This window comes from Amycolatopsis keratiniphila (genome assembly GCF_000400635.2).
Taxonomy (GTDB): domain Bacteria; phylum Actinomycetota; class Actinomycetes; order Mycobacteriales; family Pseudonocardiaceae; genus Amycolatopsis; species Amycolatopsis keratiniphila.
In genome coordinates, this window is record NC_021252.1 from 2,547,594 (window position 1) to 2,570,019 (window position 22,426).

The 22,426-nt window shown below is 69.4% G+C and carries 22 protein-coding genes; 16 read left to right on the plus strand and 6 right to left on the minus strand.

The window, feature by feature from the left end:
• Positions 1 to 44: 44 nt before the first annotated feature.
• Complete coding sequence (locus AORI_RS52910; RefSeq protein WP_016332757.1) at positions 45 to 1,217, plus strand: acetoin utilization protein AcuC; 1,173 nt, start codon at positions 45 to 47, stop codon at positions 1,215 to 1,217.
• A gap of 2 nt (positions 1,218 to 1,219) precedes the next feature.
• Entirely contained in the window at positions 1,220 to 3,913 is a 2,694-nt protein-coding gene (locus AORI_RS52915; protein WP_016332758.1) for a bifunctional acetate--CoA ligase family protein/GNAT family N-acetyltransferase, read from the plus strand.
• Here the strand turns inward: AORI_RS52915 and AORI_RS52920 are convergent.
• On the minus strand, positions 3,897 to 4,334 hold the full coding sequence (locus AORI_RS52920) for an SgcJ/EcaC family oxidoreductase (RefSeq protein WP_016332759.1): 438 nt from the start codon (positions 4,332 to 4,334) through the stop codon (positions 3,897 to 3,899). The two genes, AORI_RS52915 and AORI_RS52920, sit on opposite strands and share 17 nt — an antisense overlap.
• A gap of 63 nt (positions 4,335 to 4,397) precedes the next feature.
• On the opposite strand from AORI_RS52920, the gene AORI_RS52925 reads away from it, so the two are divergent.
• Entirely contained in the window at positions 4,398 to 5,003 is a 606-nt protein-coding gene (locus AORI_RS52925; protein WP_016332760.1) for a TetR/AcrR family transcriptional regulator, read from the plus strand.
• Here AORI_RS52925 and AORI_RS52930 read toward each other — a convergent pair.
• From AORI_RS52930 to AORI_RS52945, 4 genes are all read right to left on the minus strand, one after another.
• Complete coding sequence (locus tag AORI_RS52930) at positions 4,955 to 6,052, minus strand: alpha/beta hydrolase family protein (protein WP_016332761.1); 1,098 nt, start codon at positions 6,050 to 6,052, stop codon at positions 4,955 to 4,957. The two genes, AORI_RS52925 and AORI_RS52930, sit on opposite strands and share 49 nt — an antisense overlap.
• Positions 6,053 to 6,118: 66 nt before the next feature.
• Positions 6,119 to 7,630, minus strand: coding sequence for a long-chain-fatty-acid--CoA ligase (locus AORI_RS52935; RefSeq protein WP_016332762.1), 1,512 nt, complete (start codon positions 7,628 to 7,630; stop codon positions 6,119 to 6,121).
• A complete protein-coding gene (locus AORI_RS52940; protein WP_016332763.1) occupies positions 7,627 to 8,700 on the minus strand; it encodes an acyl-CoA dehydrogenase family protein in 1,074 nt (357 codons plus the stop codon). The genes AORI_RS52935 and AORI_RS52940 overlap by 4 nt, the downstream gene beginning before the upstream one ends.
• Positions 8,701 to 8,709: 9 nt before the next feature.
• Positions 8,710 to 9,891: an acyl-CoA dehydrogenase family protein gene (locus AORI_RS52945; protein ID WP_016332764.1), complete on the minus strand. Its 1,182-nt coding sequence runs from the start codon at positions 9,889 to 9,891 to the stop codon at positions 8,710 to 8,712.
• A 103-nt stretch (positions 9,892 to 9,994) separates the two neighbouring features.
• On the opposite strand from AORI_RS52945, the gene AORI_RS52950 reads away from it, so the two are divergent.
• The 13 genes from AORI_RS52950 (at position 9,995) to AORI_RS53010 (ending at position 21,879) form a co-directional block, all read left to right on the plus strand.
• Positions 9,995 to 10,186, plus strand: a complete 192-nt coding sequence (locus AORI_RS52950; RefSeq protein ID WP_043847999.1) for a ferredoxin — start codon at positions 9,995 to 9,997, stop codon at positions 10,184 to 10,186.
• Between the two features lie 71 nt (positions 10,187 to 10,257).
• Entirely contained in the window at positions 10,258 to 11,142 is an 885-nt protein-coding gene (locus AORI_RS52955; RefSeq protein ID WP_016332766.1) for a 3-oxoacyl-ACP reductase, read from the plus strand.
• A gap of 16 nt (positions 11,143 to 11,158) precedes the next feature.
• Positions 11,159 to 11,920, plus strand: coding sequence for a glucose 1-dehydrogenase (locus AORI_RS52960; RefSeq protein WP_043848695.1), 762 nt, complete (start codon positions 11,159 to 11,161; stop codon positions 11,918 to 11,920).
• A 91-nt stretch (positions 11,921 to 12,011) separates the two neighbouring features.
• Positions 12,012 to 12,797 (plus strand): MlaE family ABC transporter permease, encoded by a 786-nt coding sequence (locus AORI_RS52965; RefSeq protein WP_016332768.1) that lies wholly within the window; start codon positions 12,012 to 12,014, stop codon positions 12,795 to 12,797.
• 1 nt (position 12,798) lies between these two features.
• Positions 12,799 to 13,647: an MlaE family ABC transporter permease gene (locus AORI_RS52970; protein ID WP_016332769.1), complete on the plus strand. Its 849-nt coding sequence runs from the start codon at positions 12,799 to 12,801 to the stop codon at positions 13,645 to 13,647.
• Between the two features lie 8 nt (positions 13,648 to 13,655).
• Positions 13,656 to 14,978, plus strand: a complete 1,323-nt coding sequence (locus tag AORI_RS52975) for an MCE family protein (RefSeq protein ID WP_016332770.1) — start codon at positions 13,656 to 13,658, stop codon at positions 14,976 to 14,978.
• Positions 14,979 to 15,225: 247 nt separating this feature from the next.
• The gene (locus tag AORI_RS52980; RefSeq protein ID WP_016332771.1) at positions 15,226 to 16,263 is read left to right on the plus strand and encodes an MCE family protein; all 1,038 of its coding nucleotides are present in this window, start codon (positions 15,226 to 15,228) and stop codon (positions 16,261 to 16,263) included.
• On the plus strand, positions 16,260 to 17,291 hold the full coding sequence (locus AORI_RS52985; RefSeq protein WP_016332772.1) for an MCE family protein: 1,032 nt from the start codon (positions 16,260 to 16,262) through the stop codon (positions 17,289 to 17,291). Before AORI_RS52980 ends, AORI_RS52985 begins: the two co-directional genes overlap by 4 nt.
• The gene (locus tag AORI_RS52990; protein ID WP_016332773.1) at positions 17,288 to 18,469 is read left to right on the plus strand and encodes an MCE family protein; all 1,182 of its coding nucleotides are present in this window, start codon (positions 17,288 to 17,290) and stop codon (positions 18,467 to 18,469) included. Before AORI_RS52985 ends, AORI_RS52990 begins: the two co-directional genes overlap by 4 nt.
• Positions 18,466 to 19,668, plus strand: coding sequence for an MCE family protein (locus AORI_RS52995; protein ID WP_016332774.1), 1,203 nt, complete (start codon positions 18,466 to 18,468; stop codon positions 19,666 to 19,668). The genes AORI_RS52990 and AORI_RS52995 overlap by 4 nt, the downstream gene beginning before the upstream one ends.
• Positions 19,665 to 20,900 carry an MCE family protein gene (locus AORI_RS53000; protein WP_016332775.1) on the plus strand — a complete coding sequence of 412 codons (1,236 nt, stop codon included), beginning with the start codon at positions 19,665 to 19,667 and terminating at the stop codon, positions 20,898 to 20,900. The genes AORI_RS52995 and AORI_RS53000 overlap by 4 nt, the downstream gene beginning before the upstream one ends.
• The gene (locus AORI_RS53005) at positions 20,900 to 21,388 is read left to right on the plus strand and encodes a hypothetical protein (protein WP_016332776.1); all 489 of its coding nucleotides are present in this window, start codon (positions 20,900 to 20,902) and stop codon (positions 21,386 to 21,388) included. Before AORI_RS53000 ends, AORI_RS53005 begins: the two co-directional genes overlap by 1 nt.
• Positions 21,385 to 21,879, plus strand: a complete 495-nt coding sequence (locus AORI_RS53010) for a hypothetical protein (RefSeq protein WP_016332777.1) — start codon at positions 21,385 to 21,387, stop codon at positions 21,877 to 21,879. Before AORI_RS53005 ends, AORI_RS53010 begins: the two co-directional genes overlap by 4 nt.
• Here the strand turns inward: AORI_RS53010 and AORI_RS53015 are convergent.
• A complete protein-coding gene (locus AORI_RS53015; RefSeq protein WP_016332778.1) occupies positions 21,876 to 22,346 on the minus strand; it encodes a hypothetical protein in 471 nt (156 codons plus the stop codon). The genes AORI_RS53010 and AORI_RS53015 overlap by 4 nt on opposite strands.
• Positions 22,347 to 22,426 lie beyond the last annotated feature (80 nt).

A 22,426-nucleotide genomic window follows, 5' to 3' on the forward strand; every position in this document is an offset into this window, starting at 1 on the left:
GCGGAACGGCGCACGAGCCGCTTCCGGGCACTAGAGTTCGGACCATGCGAGCACCGGCCGTCGTATGGGACTCCTCGCTGCTGGGTTACGACCTCGGCGGCGAGCATCCGTTCAATCCGGTGCGGCTCGAACTGACCATCCGGCTCGCCACCGAACTCGGCGTGCTCGACGGGGTCGAACTGCTGATCCCCGGCCCGGCGGGCGAGGACGAGTTGCGCCGCGTGCACCTCGGCGAGTACATCGAGGCCGTCCGGCAGGCGCCGATGACCGGTGCCGACTTCGCGCACGGGCTCGGTACCGAGGACAACCCGGTGTTCACCGGGATGCACGAGGCTTCCGCGCTGGTCGTCGGGTCGACGCTGCTGGCCGCGCGGAAGATCGCCGAGGGCGAGGCGACCAGGGCGGTGAACATCGCCGGCGGGCTGCACCACGCGATGCCGGGCAAGGCGTCGGGCTTCTGTGTCTACAACGACTGCTCGGTGGCGATCTCGTGGTTGCTGGACCACGGCTTCGAGCGCGTCGCGTACGTCGACACCGACGTCCATCACGGCGACGGCGTGCAGACGGCGTTCTACGACGACCCGCGGGTGCTGACCGTTTCCCTGCACCAGCACCCGTTCACGCTCTGGCCGGGCACGGGCTATTCGGCCGAGATCGGCAAGGGCGGGGCCGAGGGCACCTCGGTCAATCTGCCGCTGCCGCCCGGCACCCGTGACGGCGGCTGGCTGCGGGCGTTCGAGGCGGTGGTGCCGTCGCTGCTGGAGCAGTTCCGGCCGCAGATCCTCGTCACCCAATGCGGCGTCGACTCGCACGAGGAAGACCCGCTGGCGGACCTCTCGCTGTCGGTGGACGGCCATCGCGCGATCTACCGGCGGCTGCGCGAACTGGCCGAGACGCACACCGGCGGCCGCTGGCTGGCCGTGGGCGGCGGTGGCTACCAGCTGATCCGGGTGGTGCCGCGGTCCTGGACCCATCTGCTCGCCACCGTGCTCGACCGCGACGTCGACCCGGCGACGTCGCTGCCGCCGAACTGGGTCGCGTCGATCACCAGGGCGGCGCCGAAGGCCGAGATACCGCCCGGCATGTCCGACGACCGCGACACCGCCTTCGTCCCCTGGGGGGACGGAGAGGACGAGCCGGTCGACATCGCCATCCGCGACACCCGCCGCGCGATCTTCCCCCTGCACGGCCTCGATCCGGACGATCCGAGGGACTGAACATGGCCAGTGAGGACACCAAGCGCGACCCCTACGACTACCCGCGCGAGTGGGAGGCCGACGTCCTGCTCTCCGACGGCGGCACGGTGCACCTGCGCCCGGTGATCCCGAGCGACGCCGACGGGCTGGTCGCCTTCCACGGCCGGCTGTCCGAACGCACCCGGTACTTCCGGTACTTCGGCGCCTATCCGCGGATCCCGCAGCGCGACCTCGAACGGTTCTCCGTCGTCGACCACCACGACCGGGTCGCGTTCGTCGCGTTGCTGGGCGACGACATCGTCGCGGTCGGCCGGTACGAACGGCTCGACCAGGGACCGTCGGCCGAGGTCGCGTTCGTCGTCGACGACGCCCACCAGGGCCGCGGGCTCGGGTCGATCCTGCTGGAGCATCTGGCCGCGGCCGCCTCGGAATCCGGGTTGCGCCGCTTCGTCGCCGAGGTGCTCGCCGAGAACGCGGGCATGGTCCGGGTGTTCCGTGACGCGGGCTACCAGGTCAGCCGCGAGATCGAAGAAGGCGTGCTGCACCTGGAGTTCGACATCGACCCGACCGAGGAGTCGCTCGCGGTCGCCCGTTCCCGGGAGCAGGCCGCCGAGGCCCGCAGCGTGCACAACCTGCTGCATCCGAAGTCGGTCGCGGTGATCGGCGCGTCCACCGATCCGACGAAGATCGGCTACGTCGCCCTGACCAACCTGCTCAGCGCCGACTTCGCCGGCACGGTCTACCCGGTCAACCCGGAGCACAAATCCGTCCGCGGTGTCCGTGCCTATCCGTCCGTCGTGGACATCCCGGAAGACGTCGACCTCGCGCTGGTCGCCGTCCCCGCCGAGGCCGTCGAGTCCGTTTTGGACGGTGCGCTGGCCAAGGGGGTCAAGACCCTGCTGATCGTCTCCGGCGGGTTCGCCGAGGCAGGGCCGCACGGGCTGCACGCCGAACTGAGGCTGGTCGGGGAGGCCAGGGCGCACGGCATGCGCGTCGTCGGCCCGAACGCGCTGGGCGTGCTCAACACCGACGCCTCGGTCCGGCTCAACGCCACCCTCGCGCCCCGCCTGCCCGCGCGCGGTCGCACCGGGTTCTTCTGCCAGTCCGGCGCGCTGGGCACCGCCATCCTGGCCGACGCCGAAGCACGCGGCCTCGGGCTTTCCACCTTCGTCTCGGCGGGGAACCGGGCCGACGTCTCGGGCAACGACCTGCTCCAGTACTGGGAGACCGATCCGGCGACCGACCTTGTCCTGCTGTACCTGGAGTCGTTCGGCAACCCGCGCAAGTTCGCGCGTCTCGCGCGGCGGCTGGCGCGGACGAAGCCGGTGGTGGCGGTGAAATCCGGCAGGCACGCCGTCCGCCCGCAGCTGGCCGCGACCTCGGCGGAGGTCGACGAATCCAGCGTCCAGGCCCTGTTCGAGCAGGCGGGCGTCGTCCGCGTCGACACCCTCGCGCAACTCTTCGACACCGCGCTGGTCTTCGCCCATCAGCCGCTGCCCGCCGGCCCGCGGATCGCCATCGTGGGCAACTCCAGCGCCATCGGGCTGCTCGCCGCCGATACCGCACGCGCGCACGGTCTCCGGCTGACCGCCGATCCGGTCGACGTCGGGCCGCAGGCGAGTCCGGAGGAATTCGCCGCCGCCGTGCGCGAGGCGCTCAACTCCCCGGAGACCGACGCGCTCGTCGTGGTCTTCGTGCCGCCTCTGGCGATCCCCGGCACCGCCTACGCTCGCGCGCTGCGCGAAGCCGTCGTCGAGATGGACAAGAACAAGCCGATCGTGTCGACCTTCCTCGCCGTCGAGGGTGTTCCGGACGAGCTGGCCGTGCTGTCGGAGGACGGCGTGCCGACGCGGGGTTCGGTGCCGTCGTACCCGAGCCCGGAACGCGCGGTGAACGCGCTCGCGCGGGTCGTGCGCTACGCCGCCTGGCGGCAGCGGCCGCAGGGCAACCTGGTGCGTCCCGCCGGCCTGCACGCCGAGCAGGCGCAGGTGATCGTCGGCGAACTGCTGGCGGCCGAGGGCGGCAAGACGACACTGCTCTCCGACGACGACGTGGTCCGGCTCCTGGGCTGCTACGGCATCGACGTCGTCCCCTTCCGGGTCGTGACGTCCGCGGACGAAGCGGTTAAAGCAGCCGAGGAGCTGGGCTTCCCGGTCACGCTCAAGGCCGTCGACGAACGGCTGCGCGGCAGGCCGGACCTCGCCGGGGTGCGGCTCGATCTGTCCTCTGTGGACGGAGTGCGCCGGGCGTACCTGGACCTGCGGGAGATCTCCGGCGACGACGATGTCTACGTCCAGCGGATGGCGCCCAAGGGGTTGTCCTGCGTGATCGGGCTGCAGGACGACCCGTCGTTCGGCACGCTCGTGTCGTTCGGGCTCTCCGGTCTGGTCAGCACGCTGCTGGGGGACCGGGCCTACCGGGCCGTCCCGCTGACCGACGTCGACGCCGCCACCCTGCTGCGCGAACCGCGGACGTCGCCGCTGCTCACCGGCTACCGCGGCGACGAACCGGCGGATCTGGCCGCGCTCCAGGACATCGTGCTGCGCGTCGCGGCGCTCGCCGAGGACAACCCCGAGGTCCGGTCGATGACACTCGACCCGATCCTGGCCTCGCCGGACGGCGCTTTCGTGGCCAACGCCCGGATCGTGCTCGGCCCGCCACCGTCCCGTCCCGACACCGGGCCGCGACGGCTGCGGCCGATCAACGCCCCTGCTTGAGCTCCCACTCTTGGGGCGCGCGGGCCGCGAGGTCCTCGTCGTGCTGGGTGAACGTCGCGATATCGCCCCGGATCGTGTTGTGGAACGCGACGATCCGCCCGTCACGGACGAGTTTCGTCTGCACCGCCTGTTTCTCCCCGGCGAGGGGGCCGGCGGGGATGGTCAGCACGGTCGCGGTGTGCACGAGGTCGAACCCGCCGCCGAGCGGGCGGCTCGACACCTGACGGATCCGCAGCGTGCTTCCCCGGTAGATGGTGTCGAAGATGTTCTGGCTTTCGCGCGCGATCGTCGCGCGGCCGCGCTGGATCCGGCCGACGACGTCGACGAAGTCCGCGTCCTCGGCGAAGTTCGCCGCCCATGCCTCGCCGTCGCCCGCGTTCCAGGCGCGTTCCAGCGCGGTGATGATCTCCTCGGTGGTCATCGCTATCCTCCTGTAACAACGATCCATTAGTTAGAACAACGTTCCAACTTTCGAGGAGCATACATGTCGGCGGACCTTCCCGGCATCGTCCGGTTGCGCGATCGGCGTGAGGCGCTGACGCTGCGCACGATCCTGACGGCGGCCCGCGGCCTGTTCGCCGAGCGTGGGTACGCGCGGACGCCGATCCGCCTCATCGCCCAGGAGGCGGGCGTCTCCCCGCAGACCATCTACGCGCACTTCGGCTCGAAGGCCGGTGTCGTCGGCGGTCTCGTCGACCTCCTCGACGACGAGGCCGGGATTCCCGACCTCGTCGCCGAAGCGCAGCGGACCGAGGATCCGGTCGCGCTGCTCGGCCTGCTGGCCACCGTCGCCCGGCAGGTCCGGGAACGCTGCGGGGACATCGTCGTGATGCTGAGCTCGGGTGCGGCCGTCGATCCGGACATCGCCGCGACCCAGGCGGAGGGCGCGCGGCGCAACCGGCTCGGCGTCGAGATGGTCGTGGACCGCGTCCGGAAGAGCGGCCGCACCCTGGCGCCGAGGGCCACGGACATCGCCGTGGCGCTGATGAGCGCCGACGTCCACACCAGCCTCGTCGCCGAGGCCGGGTGGAGTCACGACGACTACGAAGCCTGGCTCAAGGACACCTTGGTCACGTCGCTGCTCCGGTGACGCAGGTGCTCGGCGAAGAACGCCGAGAGCCGGGCACGCTGGACGGCGACGCTTCGCGCCGGGTCGATGGTGCCGACGAACGCGGCCGGGGCGTTCCCCAGTTGCGGCAGCAGAGTCTGATAGTCGGTGAAGCTGAAGTGCTCACCGTCCGGCAGCCGCGTTTCCCCGGTCCAGCCGCGCTGATTGCGCTGGAACTCCTGCCAGGACGCGTCCGACGCCGCGCTGTGGTCGCCGGCGCTCATCAGCAGGAACGGCCGGTCCAGTCCCTCGTCGGCGACGCGGCCGAAGATCCGCTGAGACTGCGAGTGGGCCATGCTGCCGTCGAGGTTCGCCCCGGCGACGATGCGCCGGTCGCTCACCATGGTCTCGCCCGCGGTGAACCCGCCTGCGGAGTGGCCGAACATGCCCACTCGGGTCAGGCCGAGCGAGTCGAGGACGAAACGCGTGTCCCGCACGCGGGTCTCGATCACGCGTTTCGACACCTCGATGCTCGACGGCGGCAAGGCTTTCTTTTCGACGCGGCCGCCGGGGAACTCCACCGCTTCCGCTTCGTGGGTGTGGTCGATGGCCACCACGACGTAGCCCTCGCTCGCGAGCTGTTCCTGGTGGGTGGTGCCGTGCGAACGCGACAACGTGCCCCCGGGTGAATACAGCACGACAGGCCGCTTGCCGCCGATCGCGGGCGCGCCGACCCGGGAGTGGGTGGGGAAACGGTAATCGAGCCGGTCCGACGGCATGCCCAGTTTGGCGGCGTCGCCTTCGGCCACCACCTTCGCGACGCCTGGCGCCATGTACGGCGCTTTCGGCTTCCCGCTCGGCAACGCCGGGTATCGGACGGTGACCATCAATTCCCTTGTGGTGCCGGGAACCCACGGATCCTGGCGGGAGTGGTCGATCAGGTGGAGGTCGGTGCTGCCGACCGCGAACGGGCCGGTCGGCGCGGGCAGGCTCAAGCGGACGGGCGCCGCCGACGCGGACGGCGCGAGGAGGACGGCGGGGAAGGCGAGCACGGTGGCGAGTACGCCGATGCGGCGCGTTGTTCTTTTCATGGCACCGAACGTAGGGAGCCCGCGCGGCCGCGGACATCGGGAAGATCACTGGTCCCGACCCTGGGATCACTCCCGGGGGTAACGGACTTCCCAGGCGTCTGTGGTGCCGTCCGCGGCCAGTTCCCGTTTGAGCACCTTGTGCGTGGCCGTTCGCGGCAGTGCGTCGAGCACGCGGACGAACCGGGGCCACTGTTTCGGCCCGAGATCACCTTGTGCGGCAACGAAAGCGGCGAACTCGTCCGCGTCGATCGGCGCCCGGCAGACCAGTGCGGCCAGCACCTGGTCGCCGACACGCGGATCCGGGACGCCGTACACGGCCGCCTCGCTGACGGCGGGATGCCGCAGGAGCGCGCGTTCGATCGGGGCGGTGCCGAGGTTCTCGCCGTCGACACGCAGCCAATCGCCGAGCCTGCCCGCGAAATAGCAGTACCCGTCCGCGTCGAGGTACGCGAGATCGCCGGTGTGGTACATCCCGTCGCGCATCCGCTCGGCCTCGGCCTCGGGATCGCCGTAGTACCCGGCGAAGAAGCCGGGACCACCGGTGTTGACCAGTTCGCCGACCGCTTCGGCGGCGTTGAGCAGCTTCCCGCCTTCGCCGAATTCAGCCGGGGGACAGGGTTTCCCGGTCTCCGGATGGAGGACGGCCACGCCGTCGAGCAGGCGGCCGAGCGAACCGGGCGGGGTGGTGGCGTCCCTGCCGAAGTTCACGCCGCCTTCGGTCGAACCGAACGCGTCGACCACGTGGCAGCCGAACCGCCTGCCGAAGGCGGCGAGGTCGGCTTCCGCGCCTTCGTTGCCGTAGACCAGCTTCAGCGGGTTGTCAGCGTCGTCGTCCCGCGCGGGTGTGGTGAGCACATAGGACAGTGGCTTGCCGACGTAGTTGGCATAGGTCGCCCCCAACTTCCGGACGTCCGGCAGGAAACCGGAGGCGGAGAACCGCCGTCGCAGCGCGATCCCCGCACCCGCCGCGAGCCCGACCGACCAGCCCGCCATGATGGCGTTGGAGTGGAACATCGGCATCGACACGTAGACGGTGTCCTCTGTGGACAAACCGAACCGCGTGGCGAGCATCTCGCCGGGGTAGGCGATCTTGCCGTGGGTGCACCGGACGGCCTTCGGGTCGCCGCTGGTCCCGGAGGTGAAGATCAGCATGAGCAGGTCTTCGGGTTTCGCGGCCACCGGCACGACGGCCTCGCGGGCCGGTTCGAGATCGCTCAGCGGCAGCACCGGAACGCCGGCCTCGGACAGCAGCGGGAGGTACTTCTCCTCGGCGAACACCAGCTCGCAGTCGGCCAGCGCGATGTCACGGGCCAGCGCGGCGCCCCGGCGCGTCGGGTTCAGGCCGACCAGCACGTGCCCCGAGAGCGCCGCCCCGCCGAGCAGGAACGAGAACTCGGGGACATTGTCCGCCAGCAACCCGAAATGCCCGCCGGGACGCAGGGTCCCGGCGAGTGCGGCCGCGTGGCCGGCGCATGCCCGGACGTGTTCGGCCCAGGTCCAGCGCCGGTCTTCGAACAGCAACCCGGTCGAGCGGTCCTCCGCCCGCGCGAGCAGGAGTTCCGTGACCGTGGGGGTCATGCCGGAGCCGCGGCCAGGAGATCGCCGAGCCCGCCCAGTTGCGCGGTCGCCCCGCCGAGGGTGAACTCGAGCCGCTTCGCCGCGACGAAGTAGCGATGCAGCGTGTGGTCGACGTCGATGCCGACCCCGCCGTGGATGTGCACGGCGGTGTGCGCGACACGGTGCCCGGCCTCGGCCGCCCAGAACTTCGCCGTCGCGACCTCTTCGGCCGCCGGAAGTCCTTCGCTCAGCCGCCAGGCGGCCTGCCACAACGTCAGCCGGACGGCTTCGACGTCGACGTAGGCGTCGGCGAGCCGCTGCCGCACCGCCTGGAAGCTCCCGATCAGGTGGCCGAACTGCTTGCGTTCCCGTGCGTACGCCGCCGTCAGCTCCAGCGCCCGTTCGACGACGCCGAGCTGCTGCGCGCAGACGCCGATCGTGCCCCGGAGCCGCAGCCATTCGCCGACGTCGCCCAGCGAGGCCGTGGCCTTCGCGCCGGACAGTTCGACGAGCGCCGCGTCGGCGTGGTCGACGGTCCGCTGCGGCGAGACCGTCACGGCGTCCCGGTCGAGCAGGAACACCTGACGACCGCCGTCGATGGCGGCTTCGACAAGGAATCCGTGCGCGAACGCGCCCGACGGCACCGCGGTCTGCGCGCCGGTCAGCCGCCAGCCGTCGCCGTCGGCCTCGGCGGTGAAACCGCACGGCACGCCGTAGTCCGGCAACGCCACGGCGAGGACGTGGTCACCGCGCAGGACCGGGACGATCCAGCGTTCCGCGAGCCGCCCGTCCCCGAATTCCGCGACCGCCGCCGCGCCCATGACCACCGAGGTCAGATACGGCACGGGCGCGACCGCGCGGCCGATTTCGGCCAGTACCGAACACTGCTCCAGCAGCCCGAACCCGCCACCGCCGACCGACTGCGGCAGCGCCGCGTCGAGCACCCCCGCCTGGGCGAGTGAGGTCCACAGTGGAGCGTCGAAACCACCGGAACCGTGTGGTCCCAGCACTTCGGGGGTGACCTTGTCCGTCAGGATCCGGCGCGTCAGCGATGCGAGATCCCGCTGCGCTTCCGTGAGCGTGAAGTCCATCGATATCTCCTAGCGCGTGACGGGCAGGCCGAGGGCGGTCGCGGCGATCATGTCCCGCTGGATCTCGTTGGCGCCGCCGCCGAAGGTGAGGATCAGCGACGAGCGGTGCAGCCGTTCGATCCGGCCGCGCAGCTGGGCGCCGGGGGAGCCTTCGCGGACCACCGCGCCCGCGCCGAGGATCTCCATCATCAGCCGGTAGGCCTCGGTCGCGAACTCCGTGCCGAACACCTTGGTCGCCGACGCCTCCTCGGGGCCCAGCTCGCTGCTGGCGGCGGCCCAGGCGATCCGCCAGTTCCGCAGTTTCAGGTACTCGGCGTGGGCGTGGATCCGCGCCAGGTGCAGCCGCACCCACGGCTGGTCGGCGACGCGGGTGCCGTCGGGCAGCTTCGTGGTCTGCGCCCAGGCGCGCACCTCGCGCAGCGACGTCTGGATCGGCGCGGCCGAGGTCAGCGCGACCCGCTCGTGGTTGAGCTGGTTCGTGATGAGCGGCCAGCCCTCGTTCTCCCCGGCGACCCGGGAGGTCACCGGGACGCGGACGTCGTCGTAGTAAGTGGCGCTCGTGCCCGGCCCGGCGACCGTGTGCACCTTCGTCCAGGAGAAACCGGGGGCCGACGTCGGCACGATCAGCATGCTCAGCCCCTTGTGCCGATGCGCGTCGGGATCGGTGCGGGCGGCCAGCCAGATGTAGTCGGCGTACTCGATCAGGCTCGTCCACATCTTCTGGCCGTTGATGACGTAGTCGTCGCCGTCGCGGATCGCGCGGGTGCGCAGCGCCGCCAGGTCGGTGCCCGCGCCCGGTTCGGAGTAGCCGATCGCGAAGTGCAGCTCGCCCGCGGCGATCTTCGGCAGGTAGAACGCCTTCTGTTCTTCGGTTCCGTATCGCATGATCGTCGGCCCGACGGTGTTCACCGTGAGGAACGGGACGGGCACCCCGGCCGCGGCCGCCTCGTCGGTGAAGATGAGCTGGTCGAGCATCGGCCGGTCCTGCCCGCCGTACTCGCGCGGCCAGCCGATCGCGAGCCAGCCCGCACGGCCGAGGTCGCGAACGATTTCCTTGTACACCAGGCCGTTGCCGTACTCGCCGCCATCGCCGGCCAGGGCTTCGCGGCGGTCCGGGGTCATCAGCCCGGCGAAGTACTCCCGGAGTTCGCCCGCCAGTGCCCGCTGCTCCGGCGTGTAGTCGATCCGCATCCGTCACCTCTGCCGTCGGTGCTCGTTACTGGTGCCATGGCCGCTCGCGGCGGTAGGGTAGAACCTGTTCTAGTTGTACCAGGTGTGGTGGCGAGGAGGGAATATGGAGATCGGCGTCGATCGCTCGCTCTGCGAGGCGAACGCGATCTGTGTCGGCTTCGCGCCCGAGGTCTTCGATCTCGACGACGACGAGGAGCTTGTCCTCGCGTCGGGGGAAGTTCCGCAGGATCAAGTAGAACGTGTTACTCAAGCTGTGGCGAGCTGCCCAAAGAATGCCCTGCTCATACGTGGTTAGCGCCGTTCATTTAATGCTTGCATCCAGCAAGAACAGATTCTAGTGTGTGCGGAGAGGCAAGGAGGCCCGGAGTGAGTTTGGACGGCAAGACGGCCATCGTGACCGGCGCCGGCGCGGGACTCGGCCGGGCCGAGGCGCTGGCGCTGGCCGCCGCGGGAGCGTCGGTCGTGGTCAACGACGTGTCCGCCGCCGCGCGGGCGGTGGCCGACGAGATCGAGGCCGAGGGCGGCAAGGCCATCGCGGTCACCGGCGACGTGTCGGAATCCGCGACCGCCGACGCGCTGCTCACCGCCGCCGTCGACCACTTCGGCGGGCTGCACGTGCTGGTCAACAACGCGGGCGTGCTGCGCGACCGGATGCTCTTCTCGATGACCGACGACGAATGGGACACGGTGCTCCGCGTCCACCTGCGCGGGCACTTCCTGCTTTCCCGCAACGCCGGGGCGTACTGGCGTGACAAGTCCAAAGTGGACGGCGCGCCGGTGTACGGCCGGGTGGTCAACACCGCGTCGGAGTCGTTCCTGCTCGGCGCCCCCGGCCAGCCGAACTACGGTGCGGCCAAGGCGGGCATCGCCGCGCTGACCGTCTCCACCGCGCGCGGTCTCTCCCGTTACGGCGTCCGCGCCAACGCGATCTGCCCGCGCGCCCGCACGGCGATGACCGAAGGCGTCTTCGGTGCCGACGCGCCGGAGGGGATCGACCCGCTTTCGGTCGGCCACGTCGCGCCGTTCGTGTCCTTCCTCTGCTCGCCGGACGCCGATCGCGTCAACGGCCAGGTGTTCCTCGTCTACGGCGGGATGGTCGCGCTGATGCGGCCGCCGTCGGTGGAACAGCGGTTCGACACCGTCAACGGCACCTGGACCGCCGAAGAACTCGCCACCAGCGTGGGCGGCTACTTCGCCGACCGCGACCCGGAACGGATGTTCTCCGCCTCCGAGATCATGTCGCTGCCGTGAATCAGAGGAGATGACGATGGGCAGGCTCGACGGCAAGGTAGCGCTGATCACCGGCGGCGCCCGCGGGCAGGGCGAGGCGGCCGCACGGCTGTTCGTCGCCGAGGGCGCGCGCGTGGTGATCGCGGACATCAACGACCTCGACGGCAAGAAACTCGCCGCCGAGCTCGGCGAAGCGGCGGTCTACCAGCACCTCGACGTCGGTGACGAGGCCGAATGGGACGCGGCGATCGAACGCGCCCGAGCGGAGTTCGGCCCGCCGACCGTGCTGGTCAACAACGCGGGCATCCTGCACTTCTCGGAACTGGGCAAGACCACGCTCGCCGACTACGAACGCGTCATCCGGGTCAACCAGATCGGGGCGTTTCTCGGGATGCGCTCGGTCGTTGAACCGATGACCGGGGCCGGAGGCGGCTCCATCGTCAACGTGTCCTCAGTGGAGGGGCTCGCCGGGATGCCGTTCCTCGTCGCCTACACCGCGAGCAAGTTCGCGATCCGCGGGATGACCAAGGTCGCCGCGCTCGAACTCGGCGCGAAGAACATCCGGGTCAATTCCGTCCACCCCGGCGCGATCGACACCCCGATGGTCGCCGCCGCCGCGGGCGGGCAGAAAGTCGACATGTCGTGGGTGGGCAAGAAGGTCGCCCTCGGCCGCGTCGGGCAGCCGGAGGACATCGCGAAACTCGTGCTGTTCCTGGCCAGTGACGAAAGTTCGTACAGCACGGGCGCGGAGTTCGTCGCCGACGGCGGCGCGACCGCGACGCACGCTCTCAAGTTCTAGCGCGGAGGTGCCGAGAGCAAAGTGAACACCGCTAACGCAATGGGGCGTTGACAGGTGGAGTAAGACTCGGGGCAGGCGACTGGGAGGTTCTGTGGGAGCGACGGTGTCCGTCCCCGGTACGGGTGCGCTCACACAGGTCGGCAGGCTCGCGACGCTGTCGTGGGAAGTGCTGCGCGCGATCTTCAAGCGACCTTTCCAGTTCCGCGAATGGATCCAGCAGTGCTGGTTCTTCGCCAGTGTCACCATCCTGCCCACGGCGCTCGTCGCGATCCCGTTCGGCGCGGTCATCGCGCTGCAGCTGGGTTCGCTGACCCAGCAGATCGGCGCGCAGTCGTTCACCGGCGCGGCGAGCGCGCTCGCGATCGTGCAGCAGGCGAGCCCGCTGATCACCGCGCTGCTCGTGGCCGGTGCGGGCGGCAGCGCGGTCTGCGCCGACATCGGTGCCCGCAAGATCCGCGAAGAGATCGACGCGATGGAGGTACTCGGGGTCAACCCGATCCAGCGCCTGATCGTGCCCCGCGTGCTCGCCGCGATCGTGGTTTCGTTGCTGCTGAACGGTTTGGTCAGTGTCGTCGGCGTGCTCGGCGGCTACTTCTTCAACGTCGTCATGCAGGGCGGCACGCCGGGCGCGTACCTCGCCAGCTTCAACGCGCTCGCGCAGGTACCGGACCTGTGGATCAGCGAGATCAAGGCGTTCCTCTACGGTTTCGTCGCCGGGGTGGTCGCGGCGTTCCGCGGGCTGAACCCGGCGGGCGGGCCGAAGGGCGTCGGCGACGCGGTGAACCAGGCCGTGGTCATCACGTTCCTGCTGCTGTTCCTGATCAACGTCGTGCTGACCGCGATCTACCTGCGGATCGTGCCGCCGAAGGCGATGTGACATGGCAGGCGAACCCGCTGTCTCCGACCGGACGCTCGAGATCATCGCGCGACCTGGCGCGATGCTGGAAGGCTTCGGCGGCCAGCTGTCGTTCTACTTCCGAGCGCTGGCCTGGACCCCGCGCACGATCCGGCGCTACGGCCGGGAGATCTTCCGCCTGCTGACCGAAGTCAGCTTCGGCACCGGCGCGCTCGCGGTGATCGGCGGCACGCTCGGCGTGATGATCGGGATGACGCTGTTCACCGGTCTCATCGTGGGCCTGCAGGGGTATTCGGCGCTGAACCAGCTCGGCACCGCCGCGCTCACCGGATTCATCTCGGCCTACTTCAACACCCGTGAGGTCGCGCCGCTTTCGGCCGGGCTCGCGCTTTCGGCCACCGTCGGCTGCGGGTTCACGGCGCAATTGGGCGCGATGAAGATCTCCGAGGAGATCGACGCGCTCGAAGTGATGGGCGTGCCGAGCATGCCGTATCTCGTGACGACGAGGGTGATCGCCGGCGTCACCGCGGTGATCCCGCTCTACGCCGTCGGCCTACTCTCGTCCTATCTCGCCTCGCGGCAGATCACCATCTGGCTCTACGGCCAGTCCGCGGGCACCTACGACCATTACTTCACGCTGTTCCTGCCGCCCGAGGACGTGCTCTGGTCGTTCCTCAAGGTGATCATCTTCAGCGTGCTCGTCATCCTGTCCCATTGCTACTACGGCTATACCGCCAGCGGTGGGCCCGCCGGGGTCGGCGTCGCGGTCGGCCGCGCGGTGCGGACGTCGATCGTGCTGATCTCGGTGCTCGACTTCTTCCTGAGCCTCGCGATCTGGGGCGCCACCACGACAGTGAGGATTTCCGGGTGAACAGGAGGATGCTGCTGCAGCGGCTCCGGCACCAGGTGCTGGGGCTGATCTTCCTCGTGGTGGTCGTGCTGTTCTTCGTCACCACCATCGCCTTCTACCAGAAGGCCTTCACTTCGGTGACCCTGGTGAAATTGGAGACCGACCGCATCGGCAACCAGATGCGCGAGGGCGCGGACGTGAAGGTGCGGGGGATGGTCGTCGGCGAAGTCCGGTCGATCCAGGCCCACGGTGACCGCGCGACGATGGAGCTGGCGCTGCAACCGGACAAGACGCCGGTCATCCCGTCCAACGTGTCCGCGCGGCTGCTGCCGAAGACGTTGTTCGGCGAGCGGTATGTCGCTTTGCAGGTACCGGAGAAGCCGGAGCGGCACATCGCCGAGGGCGACGTCATCCCGCAGGACCGCAGCAGCAGCGCGATCGAGCTGGAAACCGTGCTCGGCAACGTGATGCCGTTGCTGCAGGCCGTCCAGCCGGAGAAGATGGCCAGCACGCTCAACGCCGTCGCGTCCGCTTTGGACGGTCAGGGCAAGCAGCTCGGTGCGACGATGGCGGGGCTTTCGGAGTACCTGGGCAAGGTGAACCCGTCGCTGCCGGACCTCAAGGCCGACATCACCGGAGTCGCGGACGCCGCCGCGATCTACGACAAGGCCGCGCCGGATCTGCTGGCGGCGCTTGCGGATCTGACCACCACGAGCAAGACGCTGGTGGAGAGCCAGCGCGGTCTCGCCGACGTCTACTCGACGGTGACCGCGGCCTCGATCGACCTGACGAGCTTCCTGAAGGTCAACCAGGACAACCTGATCCGCCTCACCACCAATCTCCAGCCCACTTTGGACGTCCTCGCGAAATACGCGCCGGAGTACCCGTGCCTGCTCAAACAGCTCGCCGGATCGGTGCCGCGCGCGGAACTCGCGTTCGGCAAGGGCACCGCGCATCCCGAGGTCAGCCGGGTGACGATCGAATTCACGCCGAGCCGCGGCAAGTACCTGCCCGGCGTCGACGAGCCGAAGTACAACGACAAACGCGGCCCCCGGTGTTACCCGGAGGTCCCGCCGCCGGGCCGCTGGCCGCAGTACCCGCCGGACGGCGCCATCGACGACGGATCGTCGAAGCCCGCGCCGCCGCGCGACCCCGACGGCACCCTGCCCTCGAACGGGACCATTCCCGCGGGCGGGAACGCGGGTGGTTCGGTGGTGAACTCGCCGGACGAGCAGCGGCTGATCGACCTGCTCGTGTCGCCGGCGATGGGCACGACGCCGGACCAGGTGCCGAACTGGGGCAGCCTGCTGGTGGGGCCGCTGTACCGCGGGGCGGAGGTGGAACTGCGATGAGGACTGTGCCGAACGTCGGGTCCGGGTCCGCTGCGGCGGGTCGTGAGTGGCGATTCGGGTTAGAACCCGAATCGCCACTCACGACCCCCTGGAGCAAGGCCGGGCTGAAGGGGCCCTTCGCCGCGCAGGATGCGGCGAAGGGAACTTTCGTCGCGTCTGATGCGGTTATGGGGCCCTTCGCCCACCCAGCGTTGCGAAAGTGGCTCTCACAACGCGCTCACCCCACCGCGGACGGGAGGGGCACCCGATGAGGTCCTTCGTCCCCGATCTGGTCAAGATCCTCGTCTTCGCCGTGGTGACCGTGCTGCTCACCGCGATCCTCGGCGCCACCATCGCGAACACCAACTTCGGCGAGACCTCGGGCTACACGGCCAAGTTCACCGACGCGTCCGGTCTCAAGGAGGGCGACGACGTCCGCATCGTCGGCGTGAAGGTCGGCCAGGTCGGCAAGATCGAGGTCGAAGAGGGCGAACGGAACTTCGCCCAGGTCCACTTCGACGTCCAGACCTCGCACCGGCTGCCCGCCTCGGTGACCGCGACCATCAAGTACCGCAACCTGGTCGGGCAGCGGTATCTCTCGCTCGGCACGGACATCGGGGACGAGAAGTCGTTGCCGCGCGGCGGGATCATCCCGCCCGAGCGCACGAAACCCGCCCTGAACCTGACCGTGCTCTTCAACGGGTTCAAACCGCTCTTCCGCGCGCTGAACCCCGAGGACGTCAACAAACTGTCCTACGAGATCATCCAGGTCTTCCAGGGCGAGGGCGGCACGATCACCAGCCTGCTCGCGCACACCGCGTCGGTCACGTCGGCCATCGCGGGCAAGGACAAGATCATCGGCGAGGTCATCGCGAACCTCAACACCGTGCTCGGCACGGTCGAGCGACGCTCGCCGCAGCTGGGCGAGCTGATCGACCAGACCCAGCAGCTGGTCACCGGGCTTTCCGAGCAGCGCCGGCCGATCGGGGAAGCGGTCAAGGCGCTGGGCGATCTCACCGTCGCCACGACCGGCCTGCTCGCCGACGCGCGGCCCGCGCTCAAGGAAGACGTCGCCCAGCTCGGCGCGCTGTCGCAGAACCTCGGCGATTCCGAACAGCTGCTCGACCATCTCCTCGGGGTGCTGCCGGGCAACCTGCAGAAGTTCACCAGGACGCTGAGCTACGGCAGCTGGTTCAACTACTACCTGTGCGGGATTTCCGGCAGCATCGGCATCAAGTCGCTCAACATCGAACTGCCGATCACGCCGCTGCCCGGCACGCAGCGACCGGAGAGGTGCGGGCCGTGAAGCCGCTCAAGGAACGCAACCAGGCCGTGGTCGGCGGCGTGACGCTGATCCTGATCGTGCTGATCACGGCGACGACGTACTTCTCCGACCGGATCCCGTTGTTCGGCAGCGGGACGACGTACTCCGCGTACTTCGGCGAGTCGGCCGGGCTGGCGCCGGACAACGAAGTCCAGGTCGCCGGGGTCAAGGTCGGGCAGGTCAGTTCGGTGGAGCTCGCCGGCAAGAAGGTGCTGGTGAAGTTCCGGGTCTCCGGCGTGCGGGTCGGCGACGCGACCGCGGCGTCGATCGAGATCAAGACGCTGCTGGGCGAGAAGTTCCTCGCGCTCACGCCGAAGGGCAAGGGGAATCAGGACCCGAACACCACCATCGGGCTCGATCGCACGCGGACGCCGTTCGAACTGCAGGACGCGTTCCAGGAGCTGTCGGGCACGGTCGGCGAGATCGACACCGCGCAGCTGGCGACGAGTTTCACCGTCCTGTCCGACGCGCTCAAGGACAGCCCGCAGTACCTCAAGGACGCCCTCGGCGGGCTTTCCGCGTTGTCCAAGACGGTGTCCTCACGCGACAGTGACCTGAAGTCGTTGCTGGCCAACACGAGCAAGGTCTCCAAGACGCTGTCCGAGCGCAACGCGCAGCTGAAACGGATCCTCGACGACGGCAATCTCCTGCTCGCCGAACTGCAGAACCGGAAGGACGCGATCAGCACCTTGCTCAAGGGCACGCAACAGGTTTCCGCGCAGCTGTCCGGTCTCGTCGCCGACAACCGGCAACAGCTGAAGCCGACGCTGGAGAAACTCGGCAAGGTCACCGACATCCTGCAGCGCAACCAGGACAACCTCAGCCGCAGCCTCGCGCTGATGGCGCCGTTCGCCCGCGTCGGCGCCAACGCGACCGGCAACGGGCGCTGGTTCGAGGGCTACCTGTGCGGCCTGCTGCCGCCGACGATCATCGCGGGCGCGTTCCAGGTGAACCCGGAGGGCTGCACCCCGCCGATCGCGGCGCCGAACCAGGGGGTGGGCGGACGATGAGCACTCGCACCCGCACGGTCTACGACTGGGTCGCGTTCGCCTGCGTCCTCGTGCTGCTCCTGACCGCCGGGCTGTGGCTGGCGTTCAAGGAACCGGGCGGGACCAGGATCAGCGCCTACTTCGGCAAGACCGTCGGGCTCTACGCGGGTTCGTCGGTCCGGGTGCTCGGGGTGAAGGTCGGGGAGATCACCGGCGTGACCCCGCAGGGCGAGGCGGTCCGGGTCGACATGCGGATCGACGCCGACACGCCGATCCCGGCCGACGCGGGCGCCGTCGTCGTCGCGCCGAGCCTGGTCAGCGACCGCTACGTCCAGCTGACCCCGGCCTACGAGAGCGGCCCCGAAATGGCGACGGACACGGTGATCGCCAAGGAGAAGACGGCGACGCCCGCCGAACTCGACGACCTCTACACGAGCCTCGACAAGCTCTCGACCAGCCTCGGGCCCAATGGTGCCAACAAGGACGGCGCGCTGTCCGGCGTGCTCGACACCGCGGCGGCGAACCTCGCCGGCAACGGGAAGAACCTCAACACCACGGTGACGCGGCTGTCGGAACTGGCCAAGACGCTGGACAGCTCCAAGGGTGATCTGTTCACCACCGTGCAGAATCTGAACTCCTTCACCGGAGCGCTGGCCGAAAGCGACAAGCAGCTCAACGAGTTCTATCGCCGGGCGGCGGACGTGAGCGGGTTCCTGGCCGCGGACTCCGCCGACGTCGGCTCCGCGCTGAGCTCACTGGCGACGGCGATGGGCGACGTCGAGAAGTTCGTCGCGGAGAACAAGGAGCTGCTCTCGTCCAATGTGGACAAGCTGGCCGGGCTGACGAAGGTGCTCGTGGACCAGCGTGCCTCGCTCGCCGAGGTGATCGACATCGCGCCGACCGGGGCGACCAACTTCATCAACTCCTACGACGCCGCGTCCGGCACGATCGCGGTGCGGGACAACCTGAACGAGCTGACCCACCCGCCGATCCTGACCGTGTGCCGCCTGATCAGCGCGAGCACGCCGAAACCGATCCCGGACGCGCTGGGCAACATCTGCAAGCAACTCGCGCCCGTCCTCGACGGCACGCTGAAACTCCCGTCGGTCCCGCAGGTGCTGGCCTCGCTGCAGAGCGGTGAACTGCCGCCGTTGCCGCTCCCGCTGGTCGACGTGATGACCAAAGGACTCCCGAAATGAGGCGGCAGCGGCAGAAGATCGCCGGGGTGATGGCGGGCGTCCTCGTGCTCGCCGGCTGCAGTGACGGCGGGTTTTCGGGGCTGTACAACACTCCCTTGCCGGGTGGCGCGGATCTCGGCGACCATCCGTACCGGCTCACCGCGCAGTTCTCCGACGTCCTGGACCTCGTGCCGCAGGCGAGCGTGAAGGTCAACGACGTCCCGGTCGGCCGCGTCGAGAAGATCGACCTCGCGCCGGACACGCGTTCGGCGTGGGTGAGCATGGTGGTCAACGGCGACATCGCGCTGCCCGCGAACGCGCGTGCCGAACTGCGGCAGTCGAGCCTGCTGGGGGAGAAGTTCGTCGACCTGCACGCCCCCGAAAAGCCCGAAGGAACGCTCGCCGAGGGCGCGAAGATCCCGCTGGACCGCACGAACCGCAACCCCGAGGTCGAAGAGGTCCTCGGCGCGCTTTCCCTGCTGCTCAACGGCGGCGGGGTCGAACAGATCCAGAAGATCAGCCACGAACTCAACGAAGCGCTCACCGGCAACGAGGCCGAGGTCCGCTCCCTGCTGTCCCGGGTGGACAAGCTGGCCACCGAACTCAACGGGCACAAGGGTGAGATCCTGCGCGCCATCGACGGTCTCGACCGGCTGTCCAACACCCTGGCCGGCCAGACGCAGAACCTCACGAACGCGCTCGACAACCTCTCGCCGGGGCTCAAGGTCGTGACCGAGCAACGGGATCAGCTCGTCGGCATGCTGCAGTCGCTGAACACCCTTTCCGGGGTCGCGACCGAGACGATCAAGGCGAGCAAGGACACGCTGGTCGCGAACCTGCGCGCGTTGCAGCCCACGCTGAAGAAGCTGACCGAGGCGGGCCAGGACCTGCCGACGGCGCTGCGGATCCTGCTCACGTATCCGTTCCCGGACTACGCGGGCAACGTGATCAAGGGCGACTACGCGAACGTCGAGGCCAAGATCGACCTGAACCTGGACACCTTCCTGGAGAACATGAACAACTCGTCGCAGCCGATCATCCAGCTGCCGGGCACCCAGGGAACCGGCACGCCCGGGGCTATCCCGTTCTCTGGCGGTGCCGCCCCGCCGGTGCTGCCGTTGCCCGGTGACCTCCCGCAAGCGCCTCCGGCCGCGCAAGGGGACGTGCTGGGCGGCGTGCTCGGCGGGATCCTCGGGCCGCTGCTGGGAGGTGGCCGGTGATCACGCGCAAGATCAGGATCCAGCTGGCGGTTTTCGTCGTCATCGCGGTGGTTTCGGTCGTCTACGCGGGCGGCAACTACGCCGGGCTGGACCGGCTCTTCGGCACCCGCGGCTACCTCGTCACCGCGCAGCTCGTGGACTCCGGCGGGATCTTCGTCAACGCCGAGGTGTCCTACCGCGGCGTCGCGGTCGGCAAGGTCGCGTCGATGACGCTCACCGAACACGGCATCGACCTCGGCCTCGACATCGATTCGGGCGCGCCGAAGATCCCCGCCGACACCAAGGCCGCGGTCGCGAACCGGTCGGCGGTGGGGGAGCAGTACGTCGATCTGCTGCCCATGCACGAAAACGGGCCGTACCTGGCCGAGGGTTCGGTCATCAAACGCGACAAGACCTCGATCCCGCTCGCCCCGGACACCGTGCTGTCCAATTTGGACAAACTGGTGTCGAGTGTGAAGCCGGAATCGTTGCGGACCGTCGTCGACGAGACCTACGAGGCGTTCGCGAACGCCGGCCCGGATCTGCGGCAGCTGCTGAACAGCACCGGTTCGCTCACCGCGACCGCGACGCAGTACCTGCCCGAAACCCAGGGCCTGCTCGCCAACTCGCGGACGGTGCTGGACACGCAGCGGCGGCAGGCGGACAACATCACCCAGTTCTCCAGCGGGCTCAAGACGATCGCCGCGCAGCTGAAGACCTCCGACCCGGATCTGCGGCGCGTGATCGACGAGGCACCGAAGCTGAGCCGCCAGATCAGCGACGTGCTCGCGGTGTCCGGGACCGACCTCGGGGTGCTGTTCGCGAACACGCTCACGACCGCCCAAATCACTTCCGCCCGCACCGACGCCATCGAGGAATTGCTGGTCGCGTACCCGATCATCTCGGCGTTCTCGCGTTCGACGTCGCCGGACGGCACCGGCCACCTCGGCGTCGTGTTCAACTTCTTCGACCCGGTCTCGTGCACGAAGGGCTACGAGGGCACGAAGCAGCGTCCCGCCAACGACACCACCGAAGCACCGGTGAACACCCAGGCGTACTGCGCCGAGCCGCCAGGAAGTCCCACAGGCGTGCGAGGCTCGCAGAACGCCCCGTACGCCGGGAAGCCACCGGCGGTCCCGGAGCGGCCGAAGCAGACCCCGCAGGCGGCGGAATCCGCCCAGCTGCCGGGTGTGCTGAGCCTGCTCACCGGATCAGCGCCCGGCGGGCTCGGCGCGTTGCTGGGCGGGAAGTGATGCTCACCCGCGCCCTCACCGTCGTGGCCGCGCTGACGGTCCTCGCGGCCGCCTGGTCCGGCTGGTCGTGGTGGCGCGCCGCGGGTGACGACGGCCTGGCCAGGGGCCGGGAGCGCGAGGCCGTCCTCGCCGCCGCGTCCGGCCAGCTGGAAGTGCTCAACACGATCGACTACCGCAGCGGGGCGAAGGACGTCGACCGCTGGCTCGGCGTCACCACCGGACGGCTCGGCAAGGACCTCACCGGCGACCGGCAGATCCAGATCGACCGGGCGACCGCGAGCAAGACCGTCGCCACCGCGAAGCTCAAGCAGGCCGCGGTCACCGAACTCGACGCCGCCGCCGGGACGGCGCGCCTGATGGCCGTGCTGGACGTGCGGGTCAGCACCGGCGGCGGGTCGGCCGTGCCGAAGGTGAGCAGGCTGACCGTGGACTACCAGCGCGTCGAGGACGGCTGGAAGGTCGGCGCGGTCCAGGCGGCGGGCTCATGACCGGACGCGTCCCGCGGATCCTGCTCGCGATCATCGTGCTGGCCACCGGCTGCGCGGTGTGGTTCGGCCTCCAGGCGTCCTCGCTGGGTTCGGACGGCAACGCCGCGCTGGTGGACCAGGCCGCCACGGCCGAGGTCGCGGACCAGGTCGGCGCCGGGGTGAAGGCCGTGTTCTCCTACGACTACAGCAACCTCGCGCGCACCGAGCGGGCCGCCGCCGACGTGCTGACCGGCGAGGCGACCGGGCAGTACCGGGACCAGTTCGCGTCGGCCCGGAAGCGGGCGGAGGAAGGGAAGCTGGTGCGCACGACGACGGTGCGGTCGCTGGGCGTCCGCTCCCTGCGCGGAGACCAGGCCGAGGTGCTGCTGTTCCTCGACCAGCAGACGCTCACCGCGGGCGGTGGCGCCCCGCAGTCTTCGGTGTCCCAGCTCTCGGTCACGGCGGTGCGGATCGACGGCCGGTGGAAGATCTCCCAGCTCACTCCGCTCTAGGAGAGGCGTTTCATCTTCGCTCCGGTGATCACGCCGTCGGAAACGGTGTAAGAACCGGAAAAAGTGCGGAGTGAACCGTCGGTCTGCCGGGCCGAAAGGTCGACGTATACGGTGTTCCCACTCACGCTCCGCACGGTGACGTCGGCCCACGAAGTCGTCGCGTATCCACTGGACCACGAGGCATAAGTGCCGCCTTTCGCCAGCCGTTGCCCACCGAGATTCCACGCGGTGAGGAAATCACGCCGGTTGATCGCGTCGTAGAAGGCGATCACCGTTTGCGCCACGGGAACCGAGGGGGTGACATAGACCGTTCGCGGCGGCGCCGCCACCGCGGGTGGCTGGATCACGATCGTGTTCGGGGGAACGGCCACCGTGACGGCGGGCAGCGCGGTTCCCTGATTCGGTACCGCGCAAGAGGCCAGCGCGCCCGCCGCCAAGGTCGCCGTCAACCACTTCTTCGGTCCCATTTCCTCCCCTTTCCCTCGCGCTACCGAGAATGCGGGAACGGCGGCGCCGTCAATAGGGGATTAGGCCTCGTTACGATTGC